Below are 22708 nucleotides of genomic sequence, written 5' to 3'. Positions count from 1 at the left end.
AGTGTTCAAAGCTCATATAGATTTAATTTAAATAGGACATGTGTTTTTTGATTTGTTATTTCTTCGATTGGATAGGCTTCTTCGGTTGATAGATTTCTTCGATCTGATCGTTTTTTAAAATGGCAGTTTGATCGTTTTTTAGAATCGATATTTAATAGAGTCAATAGTTTAATAGAATCGATTGTTTAATAGAATTTGATTGTATTCTTAGACGCGATCGGGTTTAGGAATGGATCGTTGGTTAGGTGTTTTCATTTTTAGGTGTGACCCATACACGGCATGAATCCGTCTGGGTTCACGGCTTGCGCGAAAGCAAGTTCAGGAGGGAGAAGCAGGATGCGCATACTTCACACGGGTGACTGGCACTTTGGACGGACGCTCGAGGGCCGGAGCCGGATGAAAGAGCAGGAAGATTTCGTTGAGGAACTGGTCCGGATCGTACACGATCAGAAGATTGACCTGGTTATGATGGCAGGGGATGTCTATGATTCGGTCAATCCGCCGGCGGCAGCGGAACAGCTGTTTTATGAGGCGGCGGCCCGGCTGACTGAAGGAGGGACGCCGCTCGTGGTCATTGCGGGCAACCATGATCAGCCCGAGCGGGTTTCCTCGGTAACGCCGCTGGTCGCCCGGCAGGGAATCACGCTGGTCGGGCTTCCCGTGGCCGAAGCCGTCACGGTTCAAGCGGTCCGGACCGGGGAGATCGCCAAGATTGCGGCGCTCCCCTATCCGTCCGAAGCCCGCTTAAATGAGCTGCTCGCCGCCGAAGGCGACGAAGAGGAGCTCCGCCGGGCATACAGCGCCCGCGTAGGCATGCTGATGCGGAAATTGGCGTCAAGCTTTACGCCCGAGACCGTCAATTTGGCCATGAGCCACATTTACGTGCTTGGCGGCGTGGAAAGCGACTCGGAACGGCCGATACAGGTCGGAGGCGCGTATACGGTGGACCCATCGGCGCTTGCGGTTGGGGCGCAGTATACGGCGCTTGGCCACCTGCACCGGCCTCAGGCGGTCAAGGGTGAGGGAATGATCCGCTACAGCGGGTCCCCGCTCGCCTACAGCTTTTCCGAGGCCGGTCAAGCGAAGTCCGTTTCCATCATCGATGTGGCCCCGGGGCAGCAGCCCGTAATGGAGGAGGTCTATTTGTCCTGCGGCCGGCCGTTAATCCGGTGGAAAGCAAAGGGTGGACTGGAGGAAGTTCATCGCTGGCTGGATGAAGGCAGGGATGCGAACGGTTTTATCGATCTGGAGATTTCGCTGACCGAAGCCATGTCTCTTGGGGATATTCACAGGCTGCGCAAAAGCCACGAAGGGTTCGTACATATCCGTCCCGTGTATCCCGAGATGGAACAGGTCGAGGTGGAGTACAGCCGGTCGAGCCTGCCGGTGCCGGAGCTGTTCCGGAAATTCTACCAGCGGCAGACCGGAGGAGCCGAGCCGGATGATGCGCTCGTTGAATTGTTCCTTGCGCTCACTTCGGAAGACGCAGAGGTAAAGGAGGAAGCGTAACATGAAGCCGATCACACTGAAGTTGTCGGGTCTGCAGAGCTATCGCGAGATGCAGCAGATCGATTTTGACGAGCTGTGCCAGATGGGGCTGTTCGGTATTTTTGGACCGACGGGCAGCGGCAAATCGACGCTTCTGGACGCGATGACCCTGGCTTTGTACGGCAAAGTCGAACGTGCGGTGAACGGCACGCAGGGCATCATGAACCATTCGGAAGATGCACTGTACGTCTCCTTTACCTTTGAACTCAGTTCCGCGGACGGACCGAAGCGGTACAGAGTGGAGCGCCGTTTTAAAAGAACCAACGAGCTGTCAGTCAGCAATACGGTTAGCCGGTTTATCGAAGTCACCGCGGAAGGTGAAACGGTTATGGCAGACAAGCTGGCTGAAGTCACCCGCTGCGTGGAAGACAAAATCGGTCTGAAAATGGAAGACTTTACGCGGGCCGTCGTCCTTCCCCAGGGGAAGTTTGCCGAGTTTCTGTCGCTGAAGGGCAGTGAGCGCAGGCAGATGCTGCAGCGCCTGTTCCATTTGGAAAAATACGGCGACCTGCTCGCGCAGAAGCTCAGCCGGCGGGTAAAGGACAACGATGCTGCGCTGAAGGAAGTGGAGGCGGAGCAGCAAGGCCTCGGCAGCGCAGGCGCGGAAGCAGTGGACGAAGCGAGGAACAGACTCAAGGAAGCCTCCATGGAGGCGGAGGCTTCGCGGCTGAAGCTGCGGCAAATGACCGAGGAGGCCGAGAAGGCCGGCAAATTCAGGGAGATGCAGCTGGAGAAGGAGCGGCGCGAACAGGAGCTCCACCGGCTTTCCGCCGAAGAAGAAGCGATTGTCCGGCTTGAGCGCCGGCTGGGACAGTCCGCTGCGGCACGGGCGATCATGCCTTTGTATACGCAGTGGACGGACAGCAGGCAGGAATGGGACAAACGCAACCGGGAGGCGGAGCAGCTTCAAACGAAGGCTGAGGCCGCGGACACGGCGGCCCAGGAGGCCGCTGCCGCCGACGATGCGTCGCACCGGGAACTTGCCGCTGAGGAGCCGAAGCTGCTGCAGCGCCAGGAGCAGCTGGAGCAGGCGGTACTGCTGCAGCGGGAGCGGGACGAGCTGAAGACTGTACTGCAGCAGCTGGCTGAGCAGCGGTCAAAGACGGCCCATGAAAGCAAGGAACGGACTGAAGCTCTGGCCAAGGAGCAGGAGCTGCTCGCCAAAGGGCTCAAGCGGCAGTCCGAGCTGCAGGAAAGCCTGAAGGGGCTGGAAGTGAAGGCGAAGGACCGCGAACGGCTGCATAAGGCGATGCGGCACGTTCAGCAGCTGGGAGCAAGCGAGCAGCGGCTGCGGAGCGCTGAGGCTGAATTTAAAGAGCATGGCGAGAAGCAAAGCAGAGCCGAAGCGCTGTTGAAGCAGGCCGGGCAGGAGCGGGAGCAGCATCTGCAGGAGCAGAAGCGGTTCGCGCTTGCGGTTTCGGCCCATATGGAGCAGGTTCTGGGCCATGACAGCCGGATGGAGGCGGCGTTGTCCCGTCTCGACCAAGAAGAGGCGCTGGTCCGTTCTTCCTCCAAAGAACGGGAGCTCCACGCGCTTTCGCTGGCGCTGGCCGCCGAGCTGCGCCCGGGAGAACCGTGTCCGGTATGCGGCTCTTCCCATCATCCGGCACCGGTATCGCCGGATCAGGATGCGCCCGGTGCGGATGACGGTCTGCTGGAACTGCTGCGGCTTCTCCGCCAGCAGCTGCAGGAGCTGCGGCTGAGCGGGCGCCAGCTTGTACATGAGACCCGGAGCTTGCTGGAATCGTACGAGCCTGGGGTTCAAGTGGGGGCAGAGGCTCCCTTCAAGGCCGGTTCTGGCCCGCTGGAATGCGCAGGCGAAGCGGCCGCTGCCCTCGAGCTGGTCTCGGACCCGGAGCAAGTAGAGTCATTTTCCAGGTCCGCGTGGGAATCCCGGATCCGGAAAATGGAGGAGGACGCCGAAGCGTTGGCATCCTCCACGAGACAGCTTCAGCGCGAGCATGCCGCGCTGAAGGAGCGGGGGGAAGCGCTGAGCGCGCTGCAGGTGAAGCGGACGGCTGAAATCGAGTCGCTTCGGGAAACGTTCACCAAGCTGGGCGACCGATTTGAAACGGAGAAGCGGGAATACCTAAGGCTTCAGGAGGAGTGGCGCCGGGAGCTTCCGGACCTTCAGCCGGAGCAGGCGGACCGCTTGTCCGCGGAAATCCAGCAGAAGGATGCGCAGGCCGAAGAGATCCGCGAACGGCTGCAGATCAGCATCCCTTTTATCGAGGAGAAAACGGCCTCGGTCCAATCGCTGGAGCGGCAGATCAACGATCTCGACAAGTCGCTCATTCAATGGGATGCCCAGCTGCAGGGCAAGCAGGATTTGCTGGCCGAGAAGGAGCGGCGCCTTCAGGCCTGGGTCGGAAGCGAGTCCGCCGACCGGCTGCTGGAGGGCTGCAAGCAGCGCCTGCTCTCCCTTCGGGAAGCTGCGGCTCGCTCCAAAGAGAAGCGTCAGGCAGCCGAGCAGCTTAAGCATGAAGCAGCCAAAGCGGCGGCGATGGCAGCCCAGGCGGCGGAATCCGCAGAGGAGCACTGCCGCAAGGCGCAGGCCCGCTGGGACGAGCAGCTGGCGGCTTCCCCGTTCGCCACATCGGAGGAAGTGGCTGACGCCTGCATGCCGCCTGACGAAGAAGTGCACAGCGCGGAACGGGTCCGGCTGCACCGCGAACGGGAGCAGGAGATCAAGGTGCAGCTCCGCCATTTGGCTGAGCAGCTGGACGGCCGCGGCGTGACCGAAGAAGAGTGGCAGCGGATCTCCGCGGAGCTGGCTGCCTGCCGGGAGCGCGATGAGACGGCGCTTCAACAGCGGGCAAGGGCGGAGCGGGACCTGGACGACGTGGAGAAGCGTCATGTCCGCTGGTCGCAGCTGGAGCTGATCCGCAAACAGCGGCAGCAGGAAGCCGAGAAGCTCTCCAAGCTGCAGTCCTGTCTCCGGGGCAATGCCTTCGTCGAATACATTGCCGAGGAGCAGCTGATGCAGGTCAGCCAGGCTGCTTCACAGCGTCTGCGCTTCTTGACCAAGCAGCGCTATGCGCTGGAGGTCGATTCCGGGGGAGGCTTCCTGATTCGGGACGATGCCAACGGCGGGGTGCGCCGTCCGGTGTCCACCCTGTCCGGAGGCGAGACCTTCTTGACCTCCCTGTCCCTTGCGCTGGCCCTGTCTGCGCAAATTCAGCTCCGGGGTCAATATCCTTTGCAGTTTTTCTTCCTTGACGAAGGTTTCGGGACGCTCGATCCCGAACTGCTCGATACGGTAATCACTTCTTTGGAGAAGCTGCATAACGATCATTTGTCGGTCGGAATTATCAGCCATGTGCCCGAGCTGCGTGCCCGCCTTCCGCGCAAGCTGATCGTGGTGCCTGCCGAGCAGGCCGGTGGCGGCTCGCGGATCGTTCCTGAAACGTTATAGGCCATCATCCATATTTTTTTGAAAAAGACAGTAGCCATTCGCCCAGCCTTGAATACGATGTTCTTGTAAATCTTCTGAAATTGGGAGGCTGTGAAGGGCAATGGAAAAGTTTGAGGCCATAGAGTTATGCAAAAAACATATGTACCGCTATGTCCGCGCGACAATGGCTGACGGAAGCGTACACGACGGATTTGTGGAAAGTGTTGATGAGGAGAAGCTGTATTTGGCGGTACCGGTAGGCCATGAAAACGTGTCGCCAGCAAATGTGTCACCGAATGCGAACGCAGCTCCGGCGTATGTGTCGCCTGCAAGCGTGTCACCGAATGCGAATATGGCTCCGACGTATCTGTCGCCTGCAAGCGTGTCACCGAACGCGAACATGGCTCCGACGTATGTGTCGCCTGCAAGCGTGTCACCGAACGCGAACATGGCTCCGATGTATGTGTCTCCTGCTAACGTGTCACCAAACGTGGCTCCGGCTCATGTAGCTCCGGCCAACGTGGCGCCAGCGGTCATGCCGGTCCATCATGGCTGCTTCCACCCTTGCGGAGGTTTCCCGGGATATGACTATCGAGCATTTTTCCCAGGGTTCTATCCTCCGTTTGGATACGGCTACGGCTATGGGTATCCGTTTTACGGACGCCGCTTTAACCGTTTGATTCTGCCATTGGCCGGATTGACGGCGCTGTCGCTGCTGCCATTTTTTTAATATCTGATATAACGTACGAACCTGAAGAGGGATACCGGGAGAATCGGTGTCCCTTTTCTTTTGGATTCGGCGCGCCAGCCGAACTATTTCTTAGCCGGATACAGCGGGGACATTGGACGGGTCATTTTATATCCGGTATGATAAGAAAAGAAAATCTCTTACATATTAAAGGAGGCAACAATCCGATGGATTGCCTGTTTTGCAAAATCGTTGAAGGGAGCATCCCTTCCCAGAAAGTCTTTGAAAACGAACGGATCCTGGTATTTCGTGACATTCAGCCGGCCGCGCCGGTTCACGTGCTTATCATCCCGAAAAAGCATATCGCCTCAATGAACGAGGTTCAGGAGGAGGATCTCCCGCTGATCGCCGAAATGCATCAGGTGGCCCAGCAGGTAGCCAAGGATCTGGGCGTCAATGAGTCGGGATACCGGCTAATCAATAATTGCGGACCGGATAGCGGACAAGCGGTCCATCATATCCACTATCACCTGCTCGGAGGGGCCAAACTGGGCGCCCTGACCGGAATTTCCGACTCTCACGCATAAGCTTGTACCCCGGCAAATCCGGCCTTTGGTGAAAAAATAGGCCCTGAGGTTGACACCCTATTTCTCTTTCACCTATAATTAAGTTTGATGAACCGTGTTATTGCTCTTGGACGGTCTGGTCGGAGGGAGGGAAAACTGGTGTCTGAAACTAAAGTTCGCAAAAACGAGACTATTGATGCTGCACTTCGCCGCTTTAAGCGCTCCATCGCTAAGGATGGCGTATTGGCTGAGGTGAAGAAACGTAAGCATTATGAGAAGCCAAGCGTAAAGCGCAAGAAAAAGTCCGAGGCTGCTCGTAAGAGAAAGTTTTAGGAGGATTTGAACTAGCATGAATCTTAGCGAACGATTGAACGAAGATATGAAGCAGGCGATGAAGAGTAAAGACAAGTTCAAACTCTCCACGATTCGAATGGTTCGTTCGACGATCAAGAATCTTGAAATAGATTTGAAAAGAACTTTGGATGACAACGAAGTGCTTGATATCCTCAGTCGTGAAATCAAACAGCGCAAAGATGCCCTCCAAGAATTTCAAAAAGCAGACCGCGAGGATCTTGCGGAACATGCCAAAGCAGAAATCGAGATTATCGGTCAGTATCTTCCCGCACAGCTTTCCGAAGAAGAAATTAAAGTTATTGTACAGCAGACCATCCAGGAAACCGGTGCTTCTTCGAAAGCCGACATGGGGAAAGTGATGAGCGCGCTCATGCCGAAGGTAAAGGGACGCTCAGACGGCAAACTTGTGAACCAAGTGGTTCAACAATTTCTGCAATAAACATAAGTGAAACACCCCTGATTTCAGGGGTGTTTTTTCATTTTCTGAAACGATTCCCTTCTATGATGCGTAATAACTACCATATGATGGACATTATAACGGGAATGTGGAAAGGAGGGGTAAGGTGAGTTTGGCCAAAAAGGGACTTAAGTCTATCGTGATGATGCTGATGCTCATATTCTTGGTTGCCGGCAGCTGGCTTCCCGGGCCTGTATCCGCCGAAACCGGTGAGAAGAGCGGCCCGGTCTATATCATACCGGTGGACCAGGAAATTGAGACGGGGCTTGAGAAGTTCATGCGCCGCGGTTTTAAAGAAGCGGCCGAGATGAATGCCGGGCTGGTTGTGCTCGAGATCAACACGCCGGGCGGGCTAGTCGATACCGCCGACAAAATCGGGCAGATGATTCGTGACAGCAAGATCCCTACGCTCGCTTACATTCAAGGCAATGCCGCTTCGGCCGGCAGCTATATCGCGCTGAATGCCGATAAAATCGCCATGAAGCCAGGCAGCATGATCGGCGCCGCCGCCATGGTGGACCGTACGGGAAAACGCGTGGAAGATGCCAAGCTGGTCGCGTACTGGAAGTCTAAAATGAGCGCAGCGGCTGAGTCCAGCGGACGGGACAGCAAAATCGCCGAGGGCATGGCGGATATCAACATGGTCGTCGACATGCCGGCAATCGGAGAGAAGAAAGAGAAAGGCGATATTATTGCCTTGTCGAGCGAACAGGCTTTGAAAGTCGGATATGCCGATCATATCGCTTCAACGCCTGAGGAAGCAATTCAATGGATGGGATACTCGACGGATGACGTTTTCCGGATCGAGCATACTGGTGCGGAGAAGGTGGCAGCCTTTCTGACACATCCAACCGTGATGATCATTTTGCTGTTCCTTGGGATAGCCGGTGTCGTCATCGAGCTGATGATTCCTGGCTTTGGCGTTCCGGGGATCGTGGGCGTAGTTGCCTTTGTACTGTATTTCTTCGGTAACTATGTGGCGGGCTTCGCAGGGTCCGAGACGTGGCTGCTCTTTATTATCGGGCTCATTCTTATGATTCTAGAAATGTTTGTCCCGAGCTTCGGTATCCTCGGTATTCTGGGTGCCGTCAGTCTAGTCGCGGGCGTTGTCCGTGCTGCTTATGATACGACGCACGCTTTGTTCTCGCTCGGGATCGCATTTGCGGCAGCCGTCGTGGTCGTGGTGATCGTCGCGATCATATTTAAGGAGAAGGGTATCTGGAACCGCTTCATCCTGAAAGAATCGCTGACCAAGGAGCAGGGCTTCGTTCCGACTGATGCGAAGGAGGATTTGCTTGGAAAATCAGGCGTTAGCGTGACTCCGCTCCGTCCGGCCGGTACCGTGGACGTGGAAGGCGAGCGGATCGACGTCGTAACGGACGGAGAGTTTGTCGCGGCGGGCACACCGGTCAAGGTCGTTCGCGTCGAAGGTGCGAGAATTGTCGTAAAGCCGGAATAATGCTGGCTTTTTAGCGAGATTCGTGTAACATGTTGTAAAGAACCTGGAAAGAATGTCACATGAAACCAATTGATTACCTGGAGGTTGATAGGCAGTATGGATGGAACTTCTCTTATCACGGTATTACTGATTGCGGTTGTCATCATTATTGTGCTCAGCGTATTTTTCAGCTTTTTCCCGGTCATGCTCTGGATCTCGGCCTTGGCGTCCGGCGTCCGGATCGGAATTATTACGCTGGTGGCCATGAGACTGCGGCGCGTCACGCCGAGCCGGATCGTCAATCCGCTCATCAAGGCGACGAAGGCGGGGCTGGGTCTTAACATTAATCAGCTGGAAAGTCACTATTTGGCCGGTGGTAATGTGGACCGGGTAGTTAACGCCCTCATTGCGGCCCAGCGCGCCAACATTCCGCTCGAATTTACGCGTGCCGCCGCCATCGACCTGGCTGGCCGCGACGTACTGCAGGCCGTTCAGATGAGCGTCAACCCGAGAGTCATTGAGACTCCGGTCGTAGCCGCCGTTGCGAAGAACGGGATTGAAGTGAAGGTTAAGGCCCGGGTTACGGTCCGTGCCAATATCGACCGTCTCGTCGGCGGTGCGGGTGAAGAGACGATTATTGCCCGCGTAGGTGAAGGGATCGTAACGACCGTCGGCTCCAGTGACATGCACAAGGACGTGCTGGAGAACCCGGACTCCATTTCCCGGACCGTATTGGCCAAGGGGCTGGATGCGGGAACCGCTTTTGAAATTCTGTCGATCGATATCGCCGACGTGGATGTAGGCAAGAACATCGGGGCTTACCTGCAGACCGAGCAGGCCGAAGCCGATAAGCGGATCGCCCAGGCGAAAGCCGAGGAACGCCGTGCGATGGCGGTAGCTCAAGAACAGGAAATGAAGGCTCGCGTCGTCGAGATGAGAGCGCGGGTTGTGGAATCCGAATCCGAAGTGCCGCTCGCCATGGCGGAAGCCCTTCGCTCAGGAAAGATTGGCGTCATGGATTACATGAACCTGAAGAACATTGAAGCCGATACCCAAATGCGCGGCTCGCTGGGCAAAATGGGGGATAGCGGAGATGGCGGCGGCAGTCCGAAAAATAACAAGTAGGGAATGAGCATCCATGTGGATCATTGAACACTTTTACTGGATCCTGATCATTGGATTTGCGGTCATCTCTGCGCTGAGCAAAAGAGGAAATAAATCGAAGCAGAGGCAGCAGCCCCGGGGCATGCCCACGTTCGGGGGAGAAGGCCGTCCGTATCAACGACGGGACGAAGCGGACGATTACGACGAGGACGAGGATGAGGAATACGATGAGGGCCGTCCAGATCCGGCATACGGCTCCCGGCCACGGCCGCAGGAACCTGATGGCAGAAGGAGCTCCCCGTTCGGATCGTATGATTCATCAGCCCCTGAACCGCCTGTATATTCCCAAGACTACCGTCCGGCTCCGGACTATGATACCGGCGAAGGAGTATCCTCGATGTGGGCGGAGGAGAAGCCGTCCCCGGTACAGGCTACGCTGGAAGAACGAACCCGTACAATGCAGCGGGAGATCAACAGGATGAACGCTTCTCTGGACAAAATATCGACGAAGATGGATATGACGGCAGACAAAACGTCAGACCGGGAGGCACCCGCCCCGGTATCCCCTTTGGCCGAGCAGGCCAGACAAGGGATCATCTGGGCTGAAATTTTGGGTCCGCCCCGCTCCAAACGCCCGTTGAATCCGCGAAAATAACGATAATCTAGAAGTGAGGCCTCTTTCGGCCCGGGAAGATCATGATATCTATCCGGCAGCGGAAGAGGCTTTTCATTTTGGATCGCACAGCCTGTCCGCTGTGACCTTACGCCGTGAGGCGTTTTTTTTCGTGCTGCGCAAAGCGTGTGATCTTATGGCTTGAACTTCCCTGAAAAGCTTCATAAACCGGGCTTTACACGCATAAGGTGTAGAGTACAGGAAGGGGGAAGACCTTCGTATGGCCGGGATCAGCCGCAGGCTGCGGAAGTGGACGAACGAAATGCTGGATGTTCCGCAGGACGTTTTGTTCGATCTGCCGCGCATCACTATGGTGGGAAACAAAGAACTCTATATCGAAAATCATCGGGGCGTCCGGCATTTTTCACCCGATAAAATGGTCCTTTCCCTGTCCCAGGGACTGCTCGAGATCGAAGGCTCCGGGCTTATGATCCGGTCGATTCTGCCGGAAGAAGTGATGATCGAAGGATCGGTAACGAACATTAAATATACAGGAACGGAGGAGAGTCCATGAAAATCCCGACGTTAACCCGGGTTCGCGGCTGCGTGCGGATTGCTGTCCGGGGGGAGCATGTGGAGTATTTCATCAATGCACTGGCGGAGAACGGTGTACCGGTATGGGACATCGAACCCAAAAACGGAAATTTGGCAGAGATGAAGGTGCTGCTGAGGGATTTTCATGCTCTTCGTCCCTTGTTGAAACGGACAGGCTGCCGGGTGCACGTACAGGGCCGGATCGGTTTGCCCTTTACGCTGGTCAAGCTGTATAAGCGCAAGTTTTTTATGGTGGGCATCGTGCTGTTCTTCGTTCTGCTCTTCCTGCTGTCGTCGATGGTGTGGAACGTCAGGGTAACCGGCAACGAAAAGATCGCGACCGAAGACGTGCTCGAAGCGGCGAAGAAGGAGGGGGTCCGCCCGTTCCAGTGGATTTTTCGCTTAGATTCGCCGGACAAGCTGTCGCGTGAGCTGAGCATCCGGCTTCCGGGCACGTCCTGGATCGGGGTCGAGCGCAAAGGCACCACCATCACGATCCAGATCGTGGAGGCGGCCGAACCCCCGAAGCAGCCGCTGACCGACCCGCGCCATCTGGTCAGCCGGACGGACGCGGTGGTCACGAGCATCTATGCGGAGCAGGGGCGGCCGCTCGTCGAGAAGAACTCTCGTGTGAAAAAGGGACAGGTGCTCATATCGGGCATTCTTGGCGTTGACGGCGGAAACACCGAGGTAGTCGTGGCCAAAGGGGAGGTCAAAGGGCTGGTTTGGCACGAATATAGCCTTACGGTTCCGCTGGTCCAGAAGCATAAAGTGTATACCGGGGAGAGAAAGACCAAGTCTTATTTTGTGATCGGTGACCGCGCGGTGCAGCTGTGGGGCTACGGAAAGGATCCGTACAAGGCTTCCGAAACGCTAACGGAGCATGATCCTCTGACCTGGCGTTCCTTCAAGCTCCCCGTCGGATGGATGACGGAAAAAGTCATGGAAGTACAGGAAAGCAAAGAAACGCTGACCGTCGAAGAGGCCAAAAAACAGGGATTGGACGGAGCCGTGCGGGATATTTTGGCGAAATATGGGACGGATTCGCAGATCATCAGCCAAAAAATTTTGCATGAGAAGAAAGAGAATGGTAAAGTTTATATGAAAGTGCTTTTCGAAGTGGAAGAGAAGATTGCCGAAGAGCTTCCCATAGTTCACAACCAAGGAGAATGAGGCTATTTGTCAGAAAAAAATCACAGCGCACAAATCTTACTTCAAAGTGCAAGCGAAGGGATGTCCATTTTCGGACCGCAAGACACCTTTCTGAAGATGATCGAAGCGGAGATTCCCGCCCAGATCGTGTCGAGGGAAGCGGAAATTACCGTCCGCGGCAGCGACCGCGACGTGCAGGTGCTGACCGAGCTGTTTGAGGTGCTTCTCCAGCTTGTCCGCAACGGTTACATTCTGACCGAACGCGACGTATCCTATGCGATCGACTTGGCGAAGGACTTCCGGGCGGATCAGCTGCTCGACCTGTTCAAGGGTGAAATCACGACCACGTTCCGGGGCAAACCGATCCGGGTCAAGACGATCGGCCAGAAGCACTACGTCACCACCATCCGCAAGCGTGACATTGTATTCGGCATCGGGCCTGCGGGAACAGGCAAGACCTATCTAGCGGTTGTTTTGGCGGTTGCGGCCTTGAAGGAGGGCTCCGTCAAGCGGATCGTGCTGACGCGTCCGGCTGTCGAAGCGGGGGAAAGCCTGGGTTTTCTTCCGGGTGACCTTCAGGAGAAGGTAGACCCGTATTTGCGTCCGCTGTACGATGCGCTCTATGACGTTATGGGACCTGAACAGACTGCAAAGTCGCTGGAACGGGGATTGATTGAGATCGCTCCGCTCGCCTATATGCGGGGACGGACGCTGGATGATTCTTTTATCATATTGGACGAGGCCCAGAACACGACACCTGAACAAATGAAAATGTTTCTTACCCGTCTTGGGTTCGGCTCGAAGATGGTCATCACGGGCGACGTAACCCAGATTGACCTGCCGAGAGGCAAGAAGTCCGGGCTGGTTGAAGCCAAGTCGATCTTGAGCGGCATTGAAGAGATCGGGTTTGTGCAGTTCGCCGAGCAGGATGTCGTGCGTCACTCCCTAGTGCAGAAAATCATTGTTGCTTACGACAAAGCTGCAGAAAACCAAGATTAGAGGGGATTATCTTTATGACTTCGAAAGAAGCGTCATCAGGCAAATCTTTCTCAACTAAAAATATCGGATGGAAACATAGCGCGGCAACCCGCTATGTTCTCTTTTTATGTCTGGCCATTCTGTTCTACGTGAGCCTGGCGCCGGATTTGCTTCCGGAAAAATACAATATTCAGGTCGGCACGCACAGCGAGAAGGAAATTACGGCGCCGATGCAGATTCCGAACAACAAAGCGACCCTGAAGGCGCAGGAGGAAGCTGCCGAACGCGTGCAGCCGATTTATACCATCGTTCCGATCCGGAACGATAGCCTGATCGCCTCGCTGCTTGACCGGATCGACAAGCTCAATCAGGACGACCAGGTTTCCCGGGAGGACAAGGTGGCGATCTACCGTCAGGAGATTCCGCAGCGCGCCCAGGACTTTGTGCAGAACTACGTCAATAATACGCGGAGTTCGGGCACCTATTCCGAAGCGCTGCTGAACGAAATGCTGAGGGTGACCAACCAGCAGGTCTATAAAATTCCGGAAGAGACCTTCATCAAAATTCCGCGTCTGACCTCTGCCGATATTACCGAGATGAAGCCGGTGGCGCGTGAAATCGTATCGCGGCTGACCAACGACCAGATCGTGGACGCCCAGACCGCAAGGGCCAAGGTGGCCGAGCTGGTCAGCACGAGCTCTCTGAGCCAGCGCACCGCGCGCGAGGTAGTGCAGGAGCTGTCGAAGATCGCGATTACGGCCAACAAGTTCTATGACGAAGAGGCGACGAAGGAAGCCAAAGTTCAGGCCCGGGAAAATACCCCTACGGTATACATCAAGCAGGGCGGCGTGCTTGTCGCCAAAGGCGAGCTGATTACGGAAGAGCTGTACAACCTGCTGGATGATAACGGCCTGCTCAAAAATGACGTCAACTATTGGCCGCAGTTTGGGCTGCTGCTTTTGTCTCTTCTGCTGGCCTTAGGACTCATGATGTTTATCCGCCAGCTTAACGGGGGCAAGTTTGGGTATAACAATTCCCAGCTGCTGATGCTTGTTCTTATTTTTATGATTACGATCGTTTCCATGCATGTCGCCGGTATTTTGCAGAGCAGCGAGCGCCCCTATCTGGGCTATTTGGCGCCGGTTGCCATCGGCTCGATGCTGGTCACGCTGCTGCTGGACATGTCGCTCGCGTTTTTCTGCGCCATGGTCTTCAGTATTCTGTCCAGCGTCATCCTGAATGTGCATCAGGGGCAAATGTTTGATTTTAAGTTCGGCTTGTTCTCGCTGATCGTATCCTACGTGGCGATTTTTACGATCCATAAGGCAAGCCAGCGGTCGACCCTGCTGAAGGGCGGGATCATGGTTTGCTTGTTCGGCTCGTTGACTGTATTTTTGATTAACCTGATCGACAATGATGACTGGCAGCAAATGTCGACGCTGTACGCATTGGGGTTTGCCTTTGCAGGCGGACTGCTGACTGCGATTCTGGTCATCGGCCTCATGCCGTTTTTTGAGGTCACGTTCGGCATTCTGTCAGCCCTGAAGCTGGTGGAGCTGTCGAATCCGAACCACCCGCTCCTGCGTAAGCTGCTTACCGAAACGCCGGGAACGTACCACCACAGCGTCATGGTTGGCAATTTGTCGGAGGCGGCGGCCGAAGCGATCGGCGCCAACGGGCTGCTGTGCCGGGTCGGATCGTATTACCATGATATTGGGAAGACGAAACGGCCAAGCTATTTTATAGAAAACCAGAACAATATGGAGAACCCCCACGACTCGATCGATCCGAAGCTGAGCAAGTCGATCATTATTGCGCATGCGAGGGACGGGGTCGAAATGCTCAAGGATTATAAGCTGCCGAAGCCGATTCGCGATATCGCCGAGCAGCACCATGGCACCACCTTCCTGCATTTCTTCTACCACAAGGCGCTTCGTCTGGCGGAGGAGCAGGGCAAAGAGCCGGATTTCACGGAAGAGGATTTCCGATACCCCGGTCCGAAGGCTCAGTCCAAAGAGTCGGCCGTCATCGGGATCGCGGACAGCGTCGAAGCTGCCGTGCGGTCCCTCCGTAATCCGACCGTCACTCAGGTGGAATCGGTGATCGAGAAAATCATCAAGAGCCGGCTGGACGATCACCAGTTTAACGAGTGCGATCTGACGATGAAGGAATTGGATATTATCGCAAAGACGCTGAAAGAAAGCGTCATGGGGATTTTCCACTCCCGGATCGAGTATCCGGAAGAAATCAAGAAAACGAAGATGGATGAAGAGAATAGAAGGAGCGGTTGAAAGATGGGTCTGCATCTGGCTTGGAACAATGAACAAAATGAGCATCCGGTCAGCGATGAGCTGATTGCCACGCTGGAGGTCATCCTGCAGAAGGCGGGAGAAGCGGAAGGCGTGGAGGACGGCGAAGTGGCGCTCACATTCGTCGACGATAAGCAGATTCATGAGCTGAACCTCGAGTACCGCGGCATCGACCGTCCGACGGACGTCTTGTCATTCGCAATGAACGAGAGCCTGGACGAAGAGCTGGACATCGTGTATGAGCTGGAAGAGGACGAGGAGCTGCACGATATGCCGGAGGTGCTCGGCGACATCATTATCTCCCTCGACCGGGCCAAGGCGCAAAGTGAAGAATACGGGCACTCCGTGGAGCGGGAAATCGGCTTCCTGTTCGTTCACGGATTTCTGCACTTGCTCGGGTACGACCATCAGGATGCGGAAAGCGAAGCGGAGATGATGGGCAAACAGGAGGCTGTCCTGGCCCAGGTGGGGTTGACCCGGTAATGGCCAAGCGCTCCTTCCTTGCTTCATTCAGTTATGCCGCGGAAGGAATCGGATATGCATTGAAAACCCAGCGGAACATGCGGTTTCATGCCGTGGCGGCGGTTGTGGTCATTGCCGCTGCCGCCCTGCTGCAGCTGACGTGGCAGAGGTGGCTGTTCCTGCTCGTTGCGATCACGATGGTGATGGCCGCCGAGCTGCTGAACACCGCAGTCGAGGTCGTTGTGGATATGGTTTCACCGGAGCCGCATCCTATGGCGAAGGCGGCGAAAGATACCGCAGCCGGCGCAGTGCTGCTGACGGCCATCTTTGCCGTCGTCGTCGCCATTATTGTGTTCTATCAGCCTGTCGCTGCATGGCTGGGAAGTCAACATTAGAAGTTACAGGAGGAATCATACTATGGACACTGCTCAATTAATGCAAGAAGCGATCAAGGCACGGACCAAGGCCTACACCCCTTATTCCCACTTCGGCGTAGGAGCGGCCCTGCTGGACGCCGAAGGCCATATCCATCACGGCTGCAACGTGGAGAACGCGGCATACGGGCCGACCAACTGCGCGGAACGGACCGCGCTGTTTCGCGCTATCGCAGACGGACATCAGCCGGGCAGCTTCCAGGCGATTGCCGTTGTTGGAGATACCGAAGGTCCGATCTCGCCGTGCGGCGTGTGCCGCCAGGTCCTGGTGGAGCTGTGTGCTCCGGACATGAAAGTCATCATGGGCAATCTGAAGGGGGACATCCAGGAAACCACAGTGCGGGATCTGCTGCCGGGTGCGTTTGGACCTTCCGACTTGAAACACAGTGACAACGAATAAGCTGCACGATCTATTGGAATACACACATAAAAAACCTGGGGCCCCATCTTCGGCGGCGGTGAGCATCATGTTTTGCCGCGGTACGAAGAATGCGGGCCCTGATGGTCTTCCTGCTAAAGGAAGCATTATAGGAGGGTAATGACTTACATGGCGAAACCGTCATTCAAATCAGGCTTTGTGGCCATTATAGGCAGACCGAACGTGGGGAAATCGACGCTGATGAATCAAGTCATCGGCCAGAAAATCGCCATCATGTCGGACAAGCCGCAAACGACGCGCAACAAAATTCACGGCGTATATACGACGGATCACTCCCAAATCGTGTTTCTGGATACGCCGGGTATTCACAAGCGCCAATCCAAGCTTGGCGATTTCATGAACAATACCGCGCTGAATACACTGCAGGAGGTGGAGGCCGTACTGTTCCTGGCCGATACGTCCGAAGGATTCGGGGGCGGGGACCGCTATATCATCGAACAGCTGAAGAAGGTGAAGACGCCGGTCATTCTCGTGCTCAACAAGATTGACAAAATCGAGCCACCGGCGCTGCTTCCGATTATCGAGGAGTACCGCAAGCTGCATGATTTCGCCGAAATCGTGCCGATTTCGGCCATGCTGGGCAATAACGTGAACACCTTGCTCGAGCAGGTGGAGAAGTATTTGCCCGAAGGGCCGCAGTACTATCCGGAAGATCAGGTCACGGACCATCCCGAGCAGTTCGTCTGCGCGGAGCTGATTCGGGAGAAAATTTTGCATATGACCCGTGAAGAGGTTCCGCATTCCATCGCGGTCACGATCGAAGATATGCGCGTGCAGGACAACGGCGTCGTGTATATTTCGGCGGTGATTTTCGTGGAACGGGATTCGCAGAAGGGCATCATTATCGGCAAGCAGGGCTCGCTGCTGAAGGAAGTCGGCAAGCAGGCGCGGCAGGATATCCAAAACCTGCTTGGCTCGAAAATTTTCCTCGAGCTGTGGGTAAAAGTGAAAAAAGACTGGCGCAACCAAGAGCGGATTCTTCGCGATCTGGGCTTTAACCGCGACTAGTGAGCATCCGATGCCGGGCGGGTGGATCCCGGCTTGGCAGGAATTGCAACACATAGTTTCACGGCTTTCGTAACATCCTATTTTTTGAAGATGCAGACGCCATTTCCGAAGAAAGGATGAATACGAATGCGAGATTTTTCGTGGAAGTATTTTGCGATGACTGGAGATGTGGATGCTTACTTGCTCTATAAACAGGCCGCCGGCATGACGGCGGATGAAGCGGAGACGGCGGCTGCGACGCAGCTGCTGGATGAGACGGATACCTATGAAGAGAACGAATGATCTTTGGCTGCTCCGGGAATGGCTGGGGGAAGAAGCATGCTATACAGGGTGGAAGGGATCGTCATCCGCAGCATGGACTACGGCGAAGGGAACAAAATCATTACGATTTGCACCGAAAACGCGGGTAAAGTAGGCGTACTTGTCCGTGGCGCCAAAAAGGTGAAAAGCCGCCATGCTGCACTGACACAGCTGTTTACGACAGCGGAATACGTATTTTTCAGAAACGGCACGGGACTCGGCACGCTGAATGCGGGGGAAATTATGCAATCCCATCACGTGCTGCGCGAGGACATCGTTCTTGCCGCTTATGCCTCCTACGCCTGCGAGCTGCTTGACCGCGTGCTTCAGGACGAGGAGACGGGGAGCTTTTGGTTCCAGCAGCTTAAGGCGTGTCTAGACGCGCTGGAAGATGGCAAAGACCCCGCCGTCATTATCAACTTGTATGAGATGAAAATATTGCAGACTGCAGGATACGGTCCCGAACTGTCATCCTGCATTTCTTGTGGAAGGGATATTTCACCACAGGAGGAACGGTATTGGGTGAGTCCACGGCTCGGAGGTGTACTGTGCCGGGCGTGCAAGCACCTGGATTCTCAGGCTATGGGGATTTCGCCCCGGACGATGAAGCTGTTGCGGCTGTTTGCCCAGCTCGATTTGCGGCGGCTTGGCCACGTCGATGTGAAGGAAGAGACCAAGGCGGAGCTGAAGGCTGTCATGCGGGCATTTATGGATATGCAGCTGGGGCTGAATTTGAAGTCGCGGGGTTTCCTCGATCAGATGGAGAAGTACGGGCTGTAGGATCTGTTGCAGGAGATCTTGACTATCGGAATCATTTCCTGTAGTATATATTAAGTTTCTAATTAAATTGTCTGACACGCAATGATCGAAGAAGTAGTGGGTCTTCCATTCCTGTTAGCGAGCCGGGGAGGGTGCAAGCCTGGCGGAAGGAATCCATGAACCGGCACTTCGGGAGTGTGATATGAAATCGGAAAAGTGGGTTGTTCCTGGCTAAAGCGAGGGGCAGCCAAGTAGGGTGGAACCGCGGGATCAGCTCTCGTCCCTATGTCTGTACAACAGGCATAGGGCGGGAGCTTTTTGTTGTACAGAAATGTGATCATTTTTGACGGGTATCCGTCCATTCCCCCCCAATTACCAATGAAGGAGAGTCGTATATGAACTTTCAGCAGATGATTTTGACGCTGCAGCAGTTCTGGGCCAATCAGAATTGCATCATCGTGAATCCCTATGACACAGAAAAAGGGGCCGGCACGATGAACCCGATGACGTTTTTGCGTTCTCTCGGACCGGAACCCTGGAAGGTAGCCTATGTAGAACCTTCCCGCCGGCCATCGGACGGCCGTTACGGGGAAAACCCGAACCGGCTCTATCAGCATCACCAGTTCCAGGTGATCATCAAGCCGAGCCCGGACAACATTCAGGAGCTGTATCTCGACAGCCTGAAGGCGCTCGGAGTGGATGCGCTCGACCACGATATCCGCTTTGTCGAGGACAACTGGGAGAACCCTTCGCTTGGATGCGCGGGTCTCGGCTGGGAAGTCTGGCTGGACGGTATGGAAATTACCCAGTTCACTTACTTCCAGCAGGTGGGCGGTATCGAAACAAACCCGGTCGCCGTGGAAATTACCTACGGGATGGAGCGCCTGGCTTCCTACATTCAGGAGAAGGAAAACGTATTTGACCTGGAGTGGGTTGACGGCATTTCTTACGGTGATGTGTTCCATCAAGCGGAAGTGGAGCATTCCACGTATACCTTTGAAGTGTCCGACGTGAAAATGCTGTTTACGCTGTTCAACATGTACGAGCAGGAAGCAGGCAAGGCGATGGAGCGGAATCTCGTATTTCCGGCATACGACTACGTCCTGAAATGCTCGCACACGTTCAACCTGCTCGACGCAAGGGGAGCCATCAGCGTTACGGAGCGTACCGGCTATATTACGCGGGTGCGCAATCTGGCCCGCCAGGTGGCGGCAACCTACATGGAGGAGCGCGAGAAGCTCGGCTTCCCGCTGCTGAAGAAAGGAGGCGACCTGAATGTCTAAGGACCTGTTGTTTGAAATCGGCCTGGAGGAAGTGCCGGCACGGTTTTTACGCGCAGCAATGGAGCAATTGGAAGAACGCATGGTGAAATGGCTGGAGCAGTCCCGGATCGCACACGGCGAAGTTCACTCCTACGCAACCCCCCGCCGCTTGGCCGTGCTTGTTAAATCGGTTGCGGAGAAGCAGGAGGACGTGCAGGAGGAAGTAAAGGGCCCGTCCCGCAAAATCGCCCTCGACGAGAACGGCAACTGGAGCAAAGCCGCGCTTGGCTTCGCCCGCGGACAAGGCGTAGATCCCGAGCAGTTTACGTTCAAAGAGCTGAACGGCGTGGAATACATTTACGTCACGAAGAGCAGCAACGGTGTTGAGACTTCTGCGCTGCTGCCTGAGGCACTGCTCGGCATCCTCTCTTCGATGACATTCCCTAAGCATATGCGCTGGGGCAGCTACGAATATAAATTTATCCGTCCGATCCGCTGGATTACAGCCCTGTTCGGCACGGACGTCATTGATCTGGAAGTGACCGGCGTGAAGTCGGGCAACGTGACCCGCGGCCACCGTTTCCTCGGAACGGAAGCCGTCGTGCCGGAAGCCGGCGCTTACCAGGAAGTATTGCGCGGCCAGCACGTCATCGTAGACGTGAAGGAACGCGAAGGCATGATTCTGGAGCAGATCGAGTCGCTCGCTGCAGAGAAAAACTGGACCATTGCGGTCAAGGACGATCTGCTGGAGGAAGTGTTGTTTCTGGTGGAAACCCCGACGGTGCTCTTCGGAACATTCGATCCGTCCTTCCTGAACATTCCACAGGAAGTGCTGATCACTTCCATGCGGGAGCATCAGCGGTACTTCCCTGTTCTGGATGGCCAGGGACAGCTGCTGCCATTCTTCGTAACGGTGCGCAACGGCGACAAGCGGTCGCTTGACGTGATCGCCAAAGGGAACGAAAAGGTGCTTCGCGCCCGCCTGTCGGACGCCAAGTTCTTCTATGAGGAAGACCAGAAGCTGGAGATCAAGGATGCGCTCTCCAAGCTGGAAAGCATCGTCTTCCACGAGGAAATCGGCACGGTTGGCGATAAGGTCCGCCGGATCCGCCGTATCGCCGACCAGATCGGAGAAGCGCTGCAAATTTCCGGCACGGACAGTGAATCGGTAAGCCGCGCTGCGGACATCTGCAAGTTCGACCTCGTTACGCAAATGGTGTATGAATTCCCTGAATTGCAAGGGGTCATGGGCGAAGACTATGCCCGCAAAGCCGGCGAACGGGAAGACGTGGCCAAGGCGGTATTCGAGCATTACCAGCCGCGTTCGGCATCGGACGACGTTCCGTCCAGCCTGGTGGGTTCCATTGTCAGCATTGCGGACAAAATCGACACGATCGTCGGCTGCTTCTCAATCGGCATCATCCCGACCGGTTCCCAGGACCCTTATGCGCTAAGACGCCAGTCCCAGGGCATCGTGCAGATTTTGCTGGCTAAGCAGATGCCGCTCACGCTGTCCCAGCTGTTCGACATCGCGCTCGGCGTGCATGCAGAGCTTCGCAGCTTGGACCGCCAGCCGGACGACATCCGCAAGGATCTGGCCGAGTTCTTCAGCCTCCGCGTGAAGAAACTGCTCTCCGAGACGCTCCGCTACGACGTGGTGGACGCGGTCATTTCCGCCGGATTCGACGATGTCATCTCCGTTGTATCCCGCGGGGAAGCGCTGATGCAGGCGGTTAACAGCGGAGACGACTTCAAGACGACCGTTGAATCCTTCAACCGGGTCAGCAATCTGGCAGCCAAAGCGGCAAAGGCAGAAGTTCAGGAGCCGCTCTTCGTGGAAGAGGCCGAGTCTAATCTGTTCCGCGCATGGCAGTCCATCACCGCCGATTACCATGCAGCGCTGTCGGAGCGGGATGGCGCCAAAGCCCTTGCGCTTCTTGCTGACATTAAGGAAGCCGTTACGAAGTTTTTCGATTCCGTCATGGTCATGGCCGAGGATGAGCGGGTCCGGGCTAACCGTCTGGGTCTATTGGCATCGATCGACCGCGATTTGAAGCAGTTTGCCGATTTTAACAAGCTGGTATGGTAAACCTGTAAAGGTTTCGGGTAAAAGAATACGGAAGCGGGACGAAACAAATCGGTCCCGTTTTCGTATCTTTTTCATGTATATAGATTGAACTGAAGTTTTTCATTCAGCTTCCTGTTTTATTTTTCTTTAGTTCATTCTATGTACCCAAAAGTTTCCTGCGGCACTGTCAGAAGTTGTAATGTCCGTCCCGGAAGGATTTTTATAGGACAGGCTCGTATATAATAGTACGGAATACCAAGAATGACAGGTGGGCTCGAATCGGCTATGGATGACAGACAAATCGTTGTGGACGGCGATGCCTGTCCGGTGAAACAGGAGATTGCCTCAGCGGCTAAGGCTTTGGGCGTTCCCGTGCTGATGGTCTCTTCGTTCGATCACTTGATCCAGGCCGGGGAGGGTGTGCGGACCGTTCAGGTGGACCGGAGCGATCAGAGCGCCGACCTATACATCGCCAATCATATCCGCCGGGGGGACGTTGTGATTACCCAGGACTACGGACTGGCCGCCTTGGCCTTGTCGAAACATTGCTATGTGCTCTCCTTTCGGGGCATGCAGTTTCATAACGAGGACATCGAGTTTATGCTCGACCGCAGGCACCATCAGGCCAAAGCGCGTAGGAACGGAAAGCATTCCAAAGGTCCGAAACCGATCACGGCGGAGGATAAAAGAATCTTTCAACAGAAACTGACAAAACTTTTGCAGGATTTGCAGGAGAACGTATAACGATAGCGAATTATATTTTACGTGCAAAAAGAGATGA

At 55.4% G+C, this 22708-nt stretch carries 22 protein-coding genes; all 22 read left to right on the top strand.

The window, feature by feature from the left end; all coding sequences use genetic code 11:
• The first annotated feature begins 336 nt into the window (after positions 1-336).
• The 22 genes from ABIE48_RS21700 (at position 337) to ABIE48_RS21595 (ending at position 22671) form a co-directional block, all read left to right on the top strand.
• Positions 337-1509 carry an exonuclease SbcCD subunit D gene (locus ABIE48_RS21700; protein ID WP_116229496.1) on the top strand — a complete coding sequence of 391 codons (1173 nt, stop codon included), beginning with the start codon at positions 337-339 and terminating at the stop codon, positions 1507-1509.
• A gap of 1 nt (position 1510) precedes the next feature.
• Positions 1511-4963, top strand: coding sequence for an SbcC/MukB-like Walker B domain-containing protein (locus tag ABIE48_RS21695; protein WP_192715707.1), 3453 nt, complete (start codon positions 1511-1513; stop codon positions 4961-4963).
• 100 nt (positions 4964-5063) lie between these two features.
• Positions 5064-5672, top strand: coding sequence for a RodZ family helix-turn-helix domain-containing protein (locus ABIE48_RS21690; protein ID WP_192715878.1), 609 nt, complete (start codon positions 5064-5066; stop codon positions 5670-5672).
• Between the two features lie 185 nt (positions 5673-5857).
• Entirely contained in the window at positions 5858-6217 is a 360-nt protein-coding gene (locus tag ABIE48_RS21685) for a histidine triad nucleotide-binding protein (RefSeq protein ID WP_076169798.1), read from the top strand.
• Positions 6218-6355: 138 nt separating this feature from the next.
• Positions 6356-6529, top strand: coding sequence for a 30S ribosomal protein S21 (gene rpsU / locus ABIE48_RS21680; protein ID WP_005547957.1), 174 nt, complete (start codon positions 6356-6358; stop codon positions 6527-6529).
• A gap of 16 nt (positions 6530-6545) precedes the next feature.
• Positions 6546-6989 (top strand): GatB/YqeY domain-containing protein, encoded by a 444-nt coding sequence (locus tag ABIE48_RS21675; protein WP_076169799.1) that lies wholly within the window; start codon positions 6546-6548, stop codon positions 6987-6989.
• Positions 6990-7149: 160 nt separating this feature from the next.
• Complete coding sequence (locus tag ABIE48_RS21670; protein WP_192715868.1) at positions 7150-8466, top strand: NfeD family protein; 1317 nt, start codon at positions 7150-7152, stop codon at positions 8464-8466.
• A gap of 96 nt (positions 8467-8562) precedes the next feature.
• Entirely contained in the window at positions 8563-9570 is a 1008-nt protein-coding gene (gene floA, locus ABIE48_RS21665) for a flotillin-like protein FloA (protein WP_076169800.1), read from the top strand.
• 13 nt (positions 9571-9583) lie between these two features.
• On the top strand, positions 9584-10204 hold the full coding sequence (locus ABIE48_RS21660; protein WP_192715706.1) for a hypothetical protein: 621 nt from the start codon (positions 9584-9586) through the stop codon (positions 10202-10204).
• Between the two features lie 238 nt (positions 10205-10442).
• Positions 10443-10736, top strand: a complete 294-nt coding sequence (gene yqfC / locus ABIE48_RS21655) for a sporulation protein YqfC (RefSeq protein ID WP_076169802.1) — start codon at positions 10443-10445, stop codon at positions 10734-10736.
• On the top strand, positions 10733-11929 hold the full coding sequence (gene yqfD / locus ABIE48_RS21650; RefSeq protein ID WP_192715705.1) for a sporulation protein YqfD: 1197 nt from the start codon (positions 10733-10735) through the stop codon (positions 11927-11929). Before yqfC ends, yqfD begins: the two co-directional genes overlap by 4 nt.
• 60 nt (positions 11930-11989) lie before the next feature.
• A complete protein-coding gene (locus ABIE48_RS21645; protein WP_373309598.1) occupies positions 11990-12907 on the top strand; it encodes a PhoH family protein in 918 nt (305 codons plus the stop codon).
• A gap of 14 nt (positions 12908-12921) precedes the next feature.
• Positions 12922-15177: an HD family phosphohydrolase gene (locus tag ABIE48_RS21640; RefSeq protein WP_192715704.1), complete on the top strand. Its 2256-nt coding sequence runs from the start codon at positions 12922-12924 to the stop codon at positions 15175-15177.
• 3 nt (positions 15178-15180) lie between these two features.
• A complete protein-coding gene (gene ybeY / locus ABIE48_RS21635; RefSeq protein ID WP_163879560.1) occupies positions 15181-15678 on the top strand; it encodes an rRNA maturation RNase YbeY in 498 nt (165 codons plus the stop codon).
• Entirely contained in the window at positions 15678-16052 is a 375-nt protein-coding gene (locus tag ABIE48_RS21630; protein WP_076169807.1) for a diacylglycerol kinase family protein, read from the top strand. The genes ybeY and ABIE48_RS21630 overlap by 1 nt, the downstream gene beginning before the upstream one ends.
• Before the next feature lie 22 nt (positions 16053-16074).
• Positions 16075-16491, top strand: a complete 417-nt coding sequence (locus tag ABIE48_RS21625; protein ID WP_145947471.1) for a cytidine deaminase — start codon at positions 16075-16077, stop codon at positions 16489-16491.
• A gap of 147 nt (positions 16492-16638) precedes the next feature.
• Positions 16639-17538: a GTPase Era gene (era, locus tag ABIE48_RS21620; RefSeq protein ID WP_145023573.1), complete on the top strand. Its 900-nt coding sequence runs from the start codon at positions 16639-16641 to the stop codon at positions 17536-17538.
• Positions 17539-17664: 126 nt separating this feature from the next.
• Complete coding sequence (locus ABIE48_RS21615) at positions 17665-17820, top strand: YqzL family protein (protein ID WP_076169810.1); 156 nt, start codon at positions 17665-17667, stop codon at positions 17818-17820.
• 36 nt (positions 17821-17856) lie between these two features.
• Positions 17857-18618, top strand: coding sequence for a DNA repair protein RecO (gene recO, locus ABIE48_RS21610; RefSeq protein ID WP_116229508.1), 762 nt, complete (start codon positions 17857-17859; stop codon positions 18616-18618).
• A gap of 374 nt (positions 18619-18992) precedes the next feature.
• On the top strand, positions 18993-19880 hold the full coding sequence (glyQ, locus tag ABIE48_RS21605) for a glycine--tRNA ligase subunit alpha (RefSeq protein WP_076169812.1): 888 nt from the start codon (positions 18993-18995) through the stop codon (positions 19878-19880).
• Positions 19873-21948: a glycine--tRNA ligase subunit beta gene (gene glyS, locus ABIE48_RS21600; protein WP_145023574.1), complete on the top strand. Its 2076-nt coding sequence runs from the start codon at positions 19873-19875 to the stop codon at positions 21946-21948. Before glyQ ends, glyS begins: the two co-directional genes overlap by 8 nt.
• Positions 21949-22212: 264 nt before the next feature.
• On the top strand, positions 22213-22671 hold the full coding sequence (locus tag ABIE48_RS21595; RefSeq protein ID WP_145023576.1) for a YaiI/YqxD family protein: 459 nt from the start codon (positions 22213-22215) through the stop codon (positions 22669-22671).
• The last annotated feature ends 37 nt before the right edge of the window (positions 22672-22708 follow it).

The organism is Paenibacillus sp. OAE614 (assembly GCF_040546645.1).
Classification (GTDB): Bacteria; Bacillota; Bacilli; order Paenibacillales; family Paenibacillaceae; genus Paenibacillus_AQ; species Paenibacillus_AQ favisporus.
The sequence above is the reverse complement of the archived record's forward strand: the minus strand, read 5'-3'. Positions and strand labels throughout refer to the sequence as shown.

Coding starts and splice junctions, on each gene's coding strand:
- recO (WP_116229508.1), top strand. CDS start 17,857: ATGCTATACAGGGTGGAAGGGATCGTCATCCGCAGCATGGACTACGGC.
- ABIE48_RS21700 (WP_116229496.1), top strand. CDS start 337: ATGCGCATACTTCACACGGGTGACTGGCACTTTGGACGGACGCTCGAG.
- glyQ (WP_076169812.1), top strand. CDS start 18,993: ATGAACTTTCAGCAGATGATTTTGACGCTGCAGCAGTTCTGGGCCAAT.
- ABIE48_RS21630 (WP_076169807.1), top strand. CDS start 15,678: ATGGCCAAGCGCTCCTTCCTTGCTTCATTCAGTTATGCCGCGGAAGGA.
- floA (WP_076169800.1), top strand. CDS start 8,563: ATGGATGGAACTTCTCTTATCACGGTATTACTGATTGCGGTTGTCATC.
- ABIE48_RS21645 (WP_373309598.1), top strand. CDS start 11,990: ATGTCCATTTTCGGACCGCAAGACACCTTTCTGAAGATGATCGAAGCG.
- ABIE48_RS21675 (WP_076169799.1), top strand. CDS start 6,546: ATGAATCTTAGCGAACGATTGAACGAAGATATGAAGCAGGCGATGAAG.
- ABIE48_RS21615 (WP_076169810.1), top strand. CDS start 17,665: ATGCGAGATTTTTCGTGGAAGTATTTTGCGATGACTGGAGATGTGGAT.
- ABIE48_RS21685 (WP_076169798.1), top strand. CDS start 5,858: ATGGATTGCCTGTTTTGCAAAATCGTTGAAGGGAGCATCCCTTCCCAG.
- glyS (WP_145023574.1), top strand. CDS start 19,873: ATGTCTAAGGACCTGTTGTTTGAAATCGGCCTGGAGGAAGTGCCGGCA.
- yqfC (WP_076169802.1), top strand. CDS start 10,443: ATGGCCGGGATCAGCCGCAGGCTGCGGAAGTGGACGAACGAAATGCTG.
- yqfD (WP_192715705.1), top strand. CDS start 10,733: ATGAAAATCCCGACGTTAACCCGGGTTCGCGGCTGCGTGCGGATTGCT.
- ybeY (WP_163879560.1), top strand. CDS start 15,181: ATGGGTCTGCATCTGGCTTGGAACAATGAACAAAATGAGCATCCGGTC.
- ABIE48_RS21640 (WP_192715704.1), top strand. CDS start 12,922: ATGACTTCGAAAGAAGCGTCATCAGGCAAATCTTTCTCAACTAAAAAT.
- ABIE48_RS21670 (WP_192715868.1), top strand. CDS start 7,150: ATGATGCTGATGCTCATATTCTTGGTTGCCGGCAGCTGGCTTCCCGGG.
- ABIE48_RS21660 (WP_192715706.1), top strand. CDS start 9,584: ATGTGGATCATTGAACACTTTTACTGGATCCTGATCATTGGATTTGCG.
- ABIE48_RS21695 (WP_192715707.1), top strand. CDS start 1,511: ATGAAGCCGATCACACTGAAGTTGTCGGGTCTGCAGAGCTATCGCGAG.
- ABIE48_RS21595 (WP_145023576.1), top strand. CDS start 22,213: ATGGATGACAGACAAATCGTTGTGGACGGCGATGCCTGTCCGGTGAAA.
- ABIE48_RS21625 (WP_145947471.1), top strand. CDS start 16,075: ATGGACACTGCTCAATTAATGCAAGAAGCGATCAAGGCACGGACCAAG.
- era (WP_145023573.1), top strand. CDS start 16,639: ATGGCGAAACCGTCATTCAAATCAGGCTTTGTGGCCATTATAGGCAGA.
- ABIE48_RS21690 (WP_192715878.1), top strand. CDS start 5,064: ATGGAAAAGTTTGAGGCCATAGAGTTATGCAAAAAACATATGTACCGC.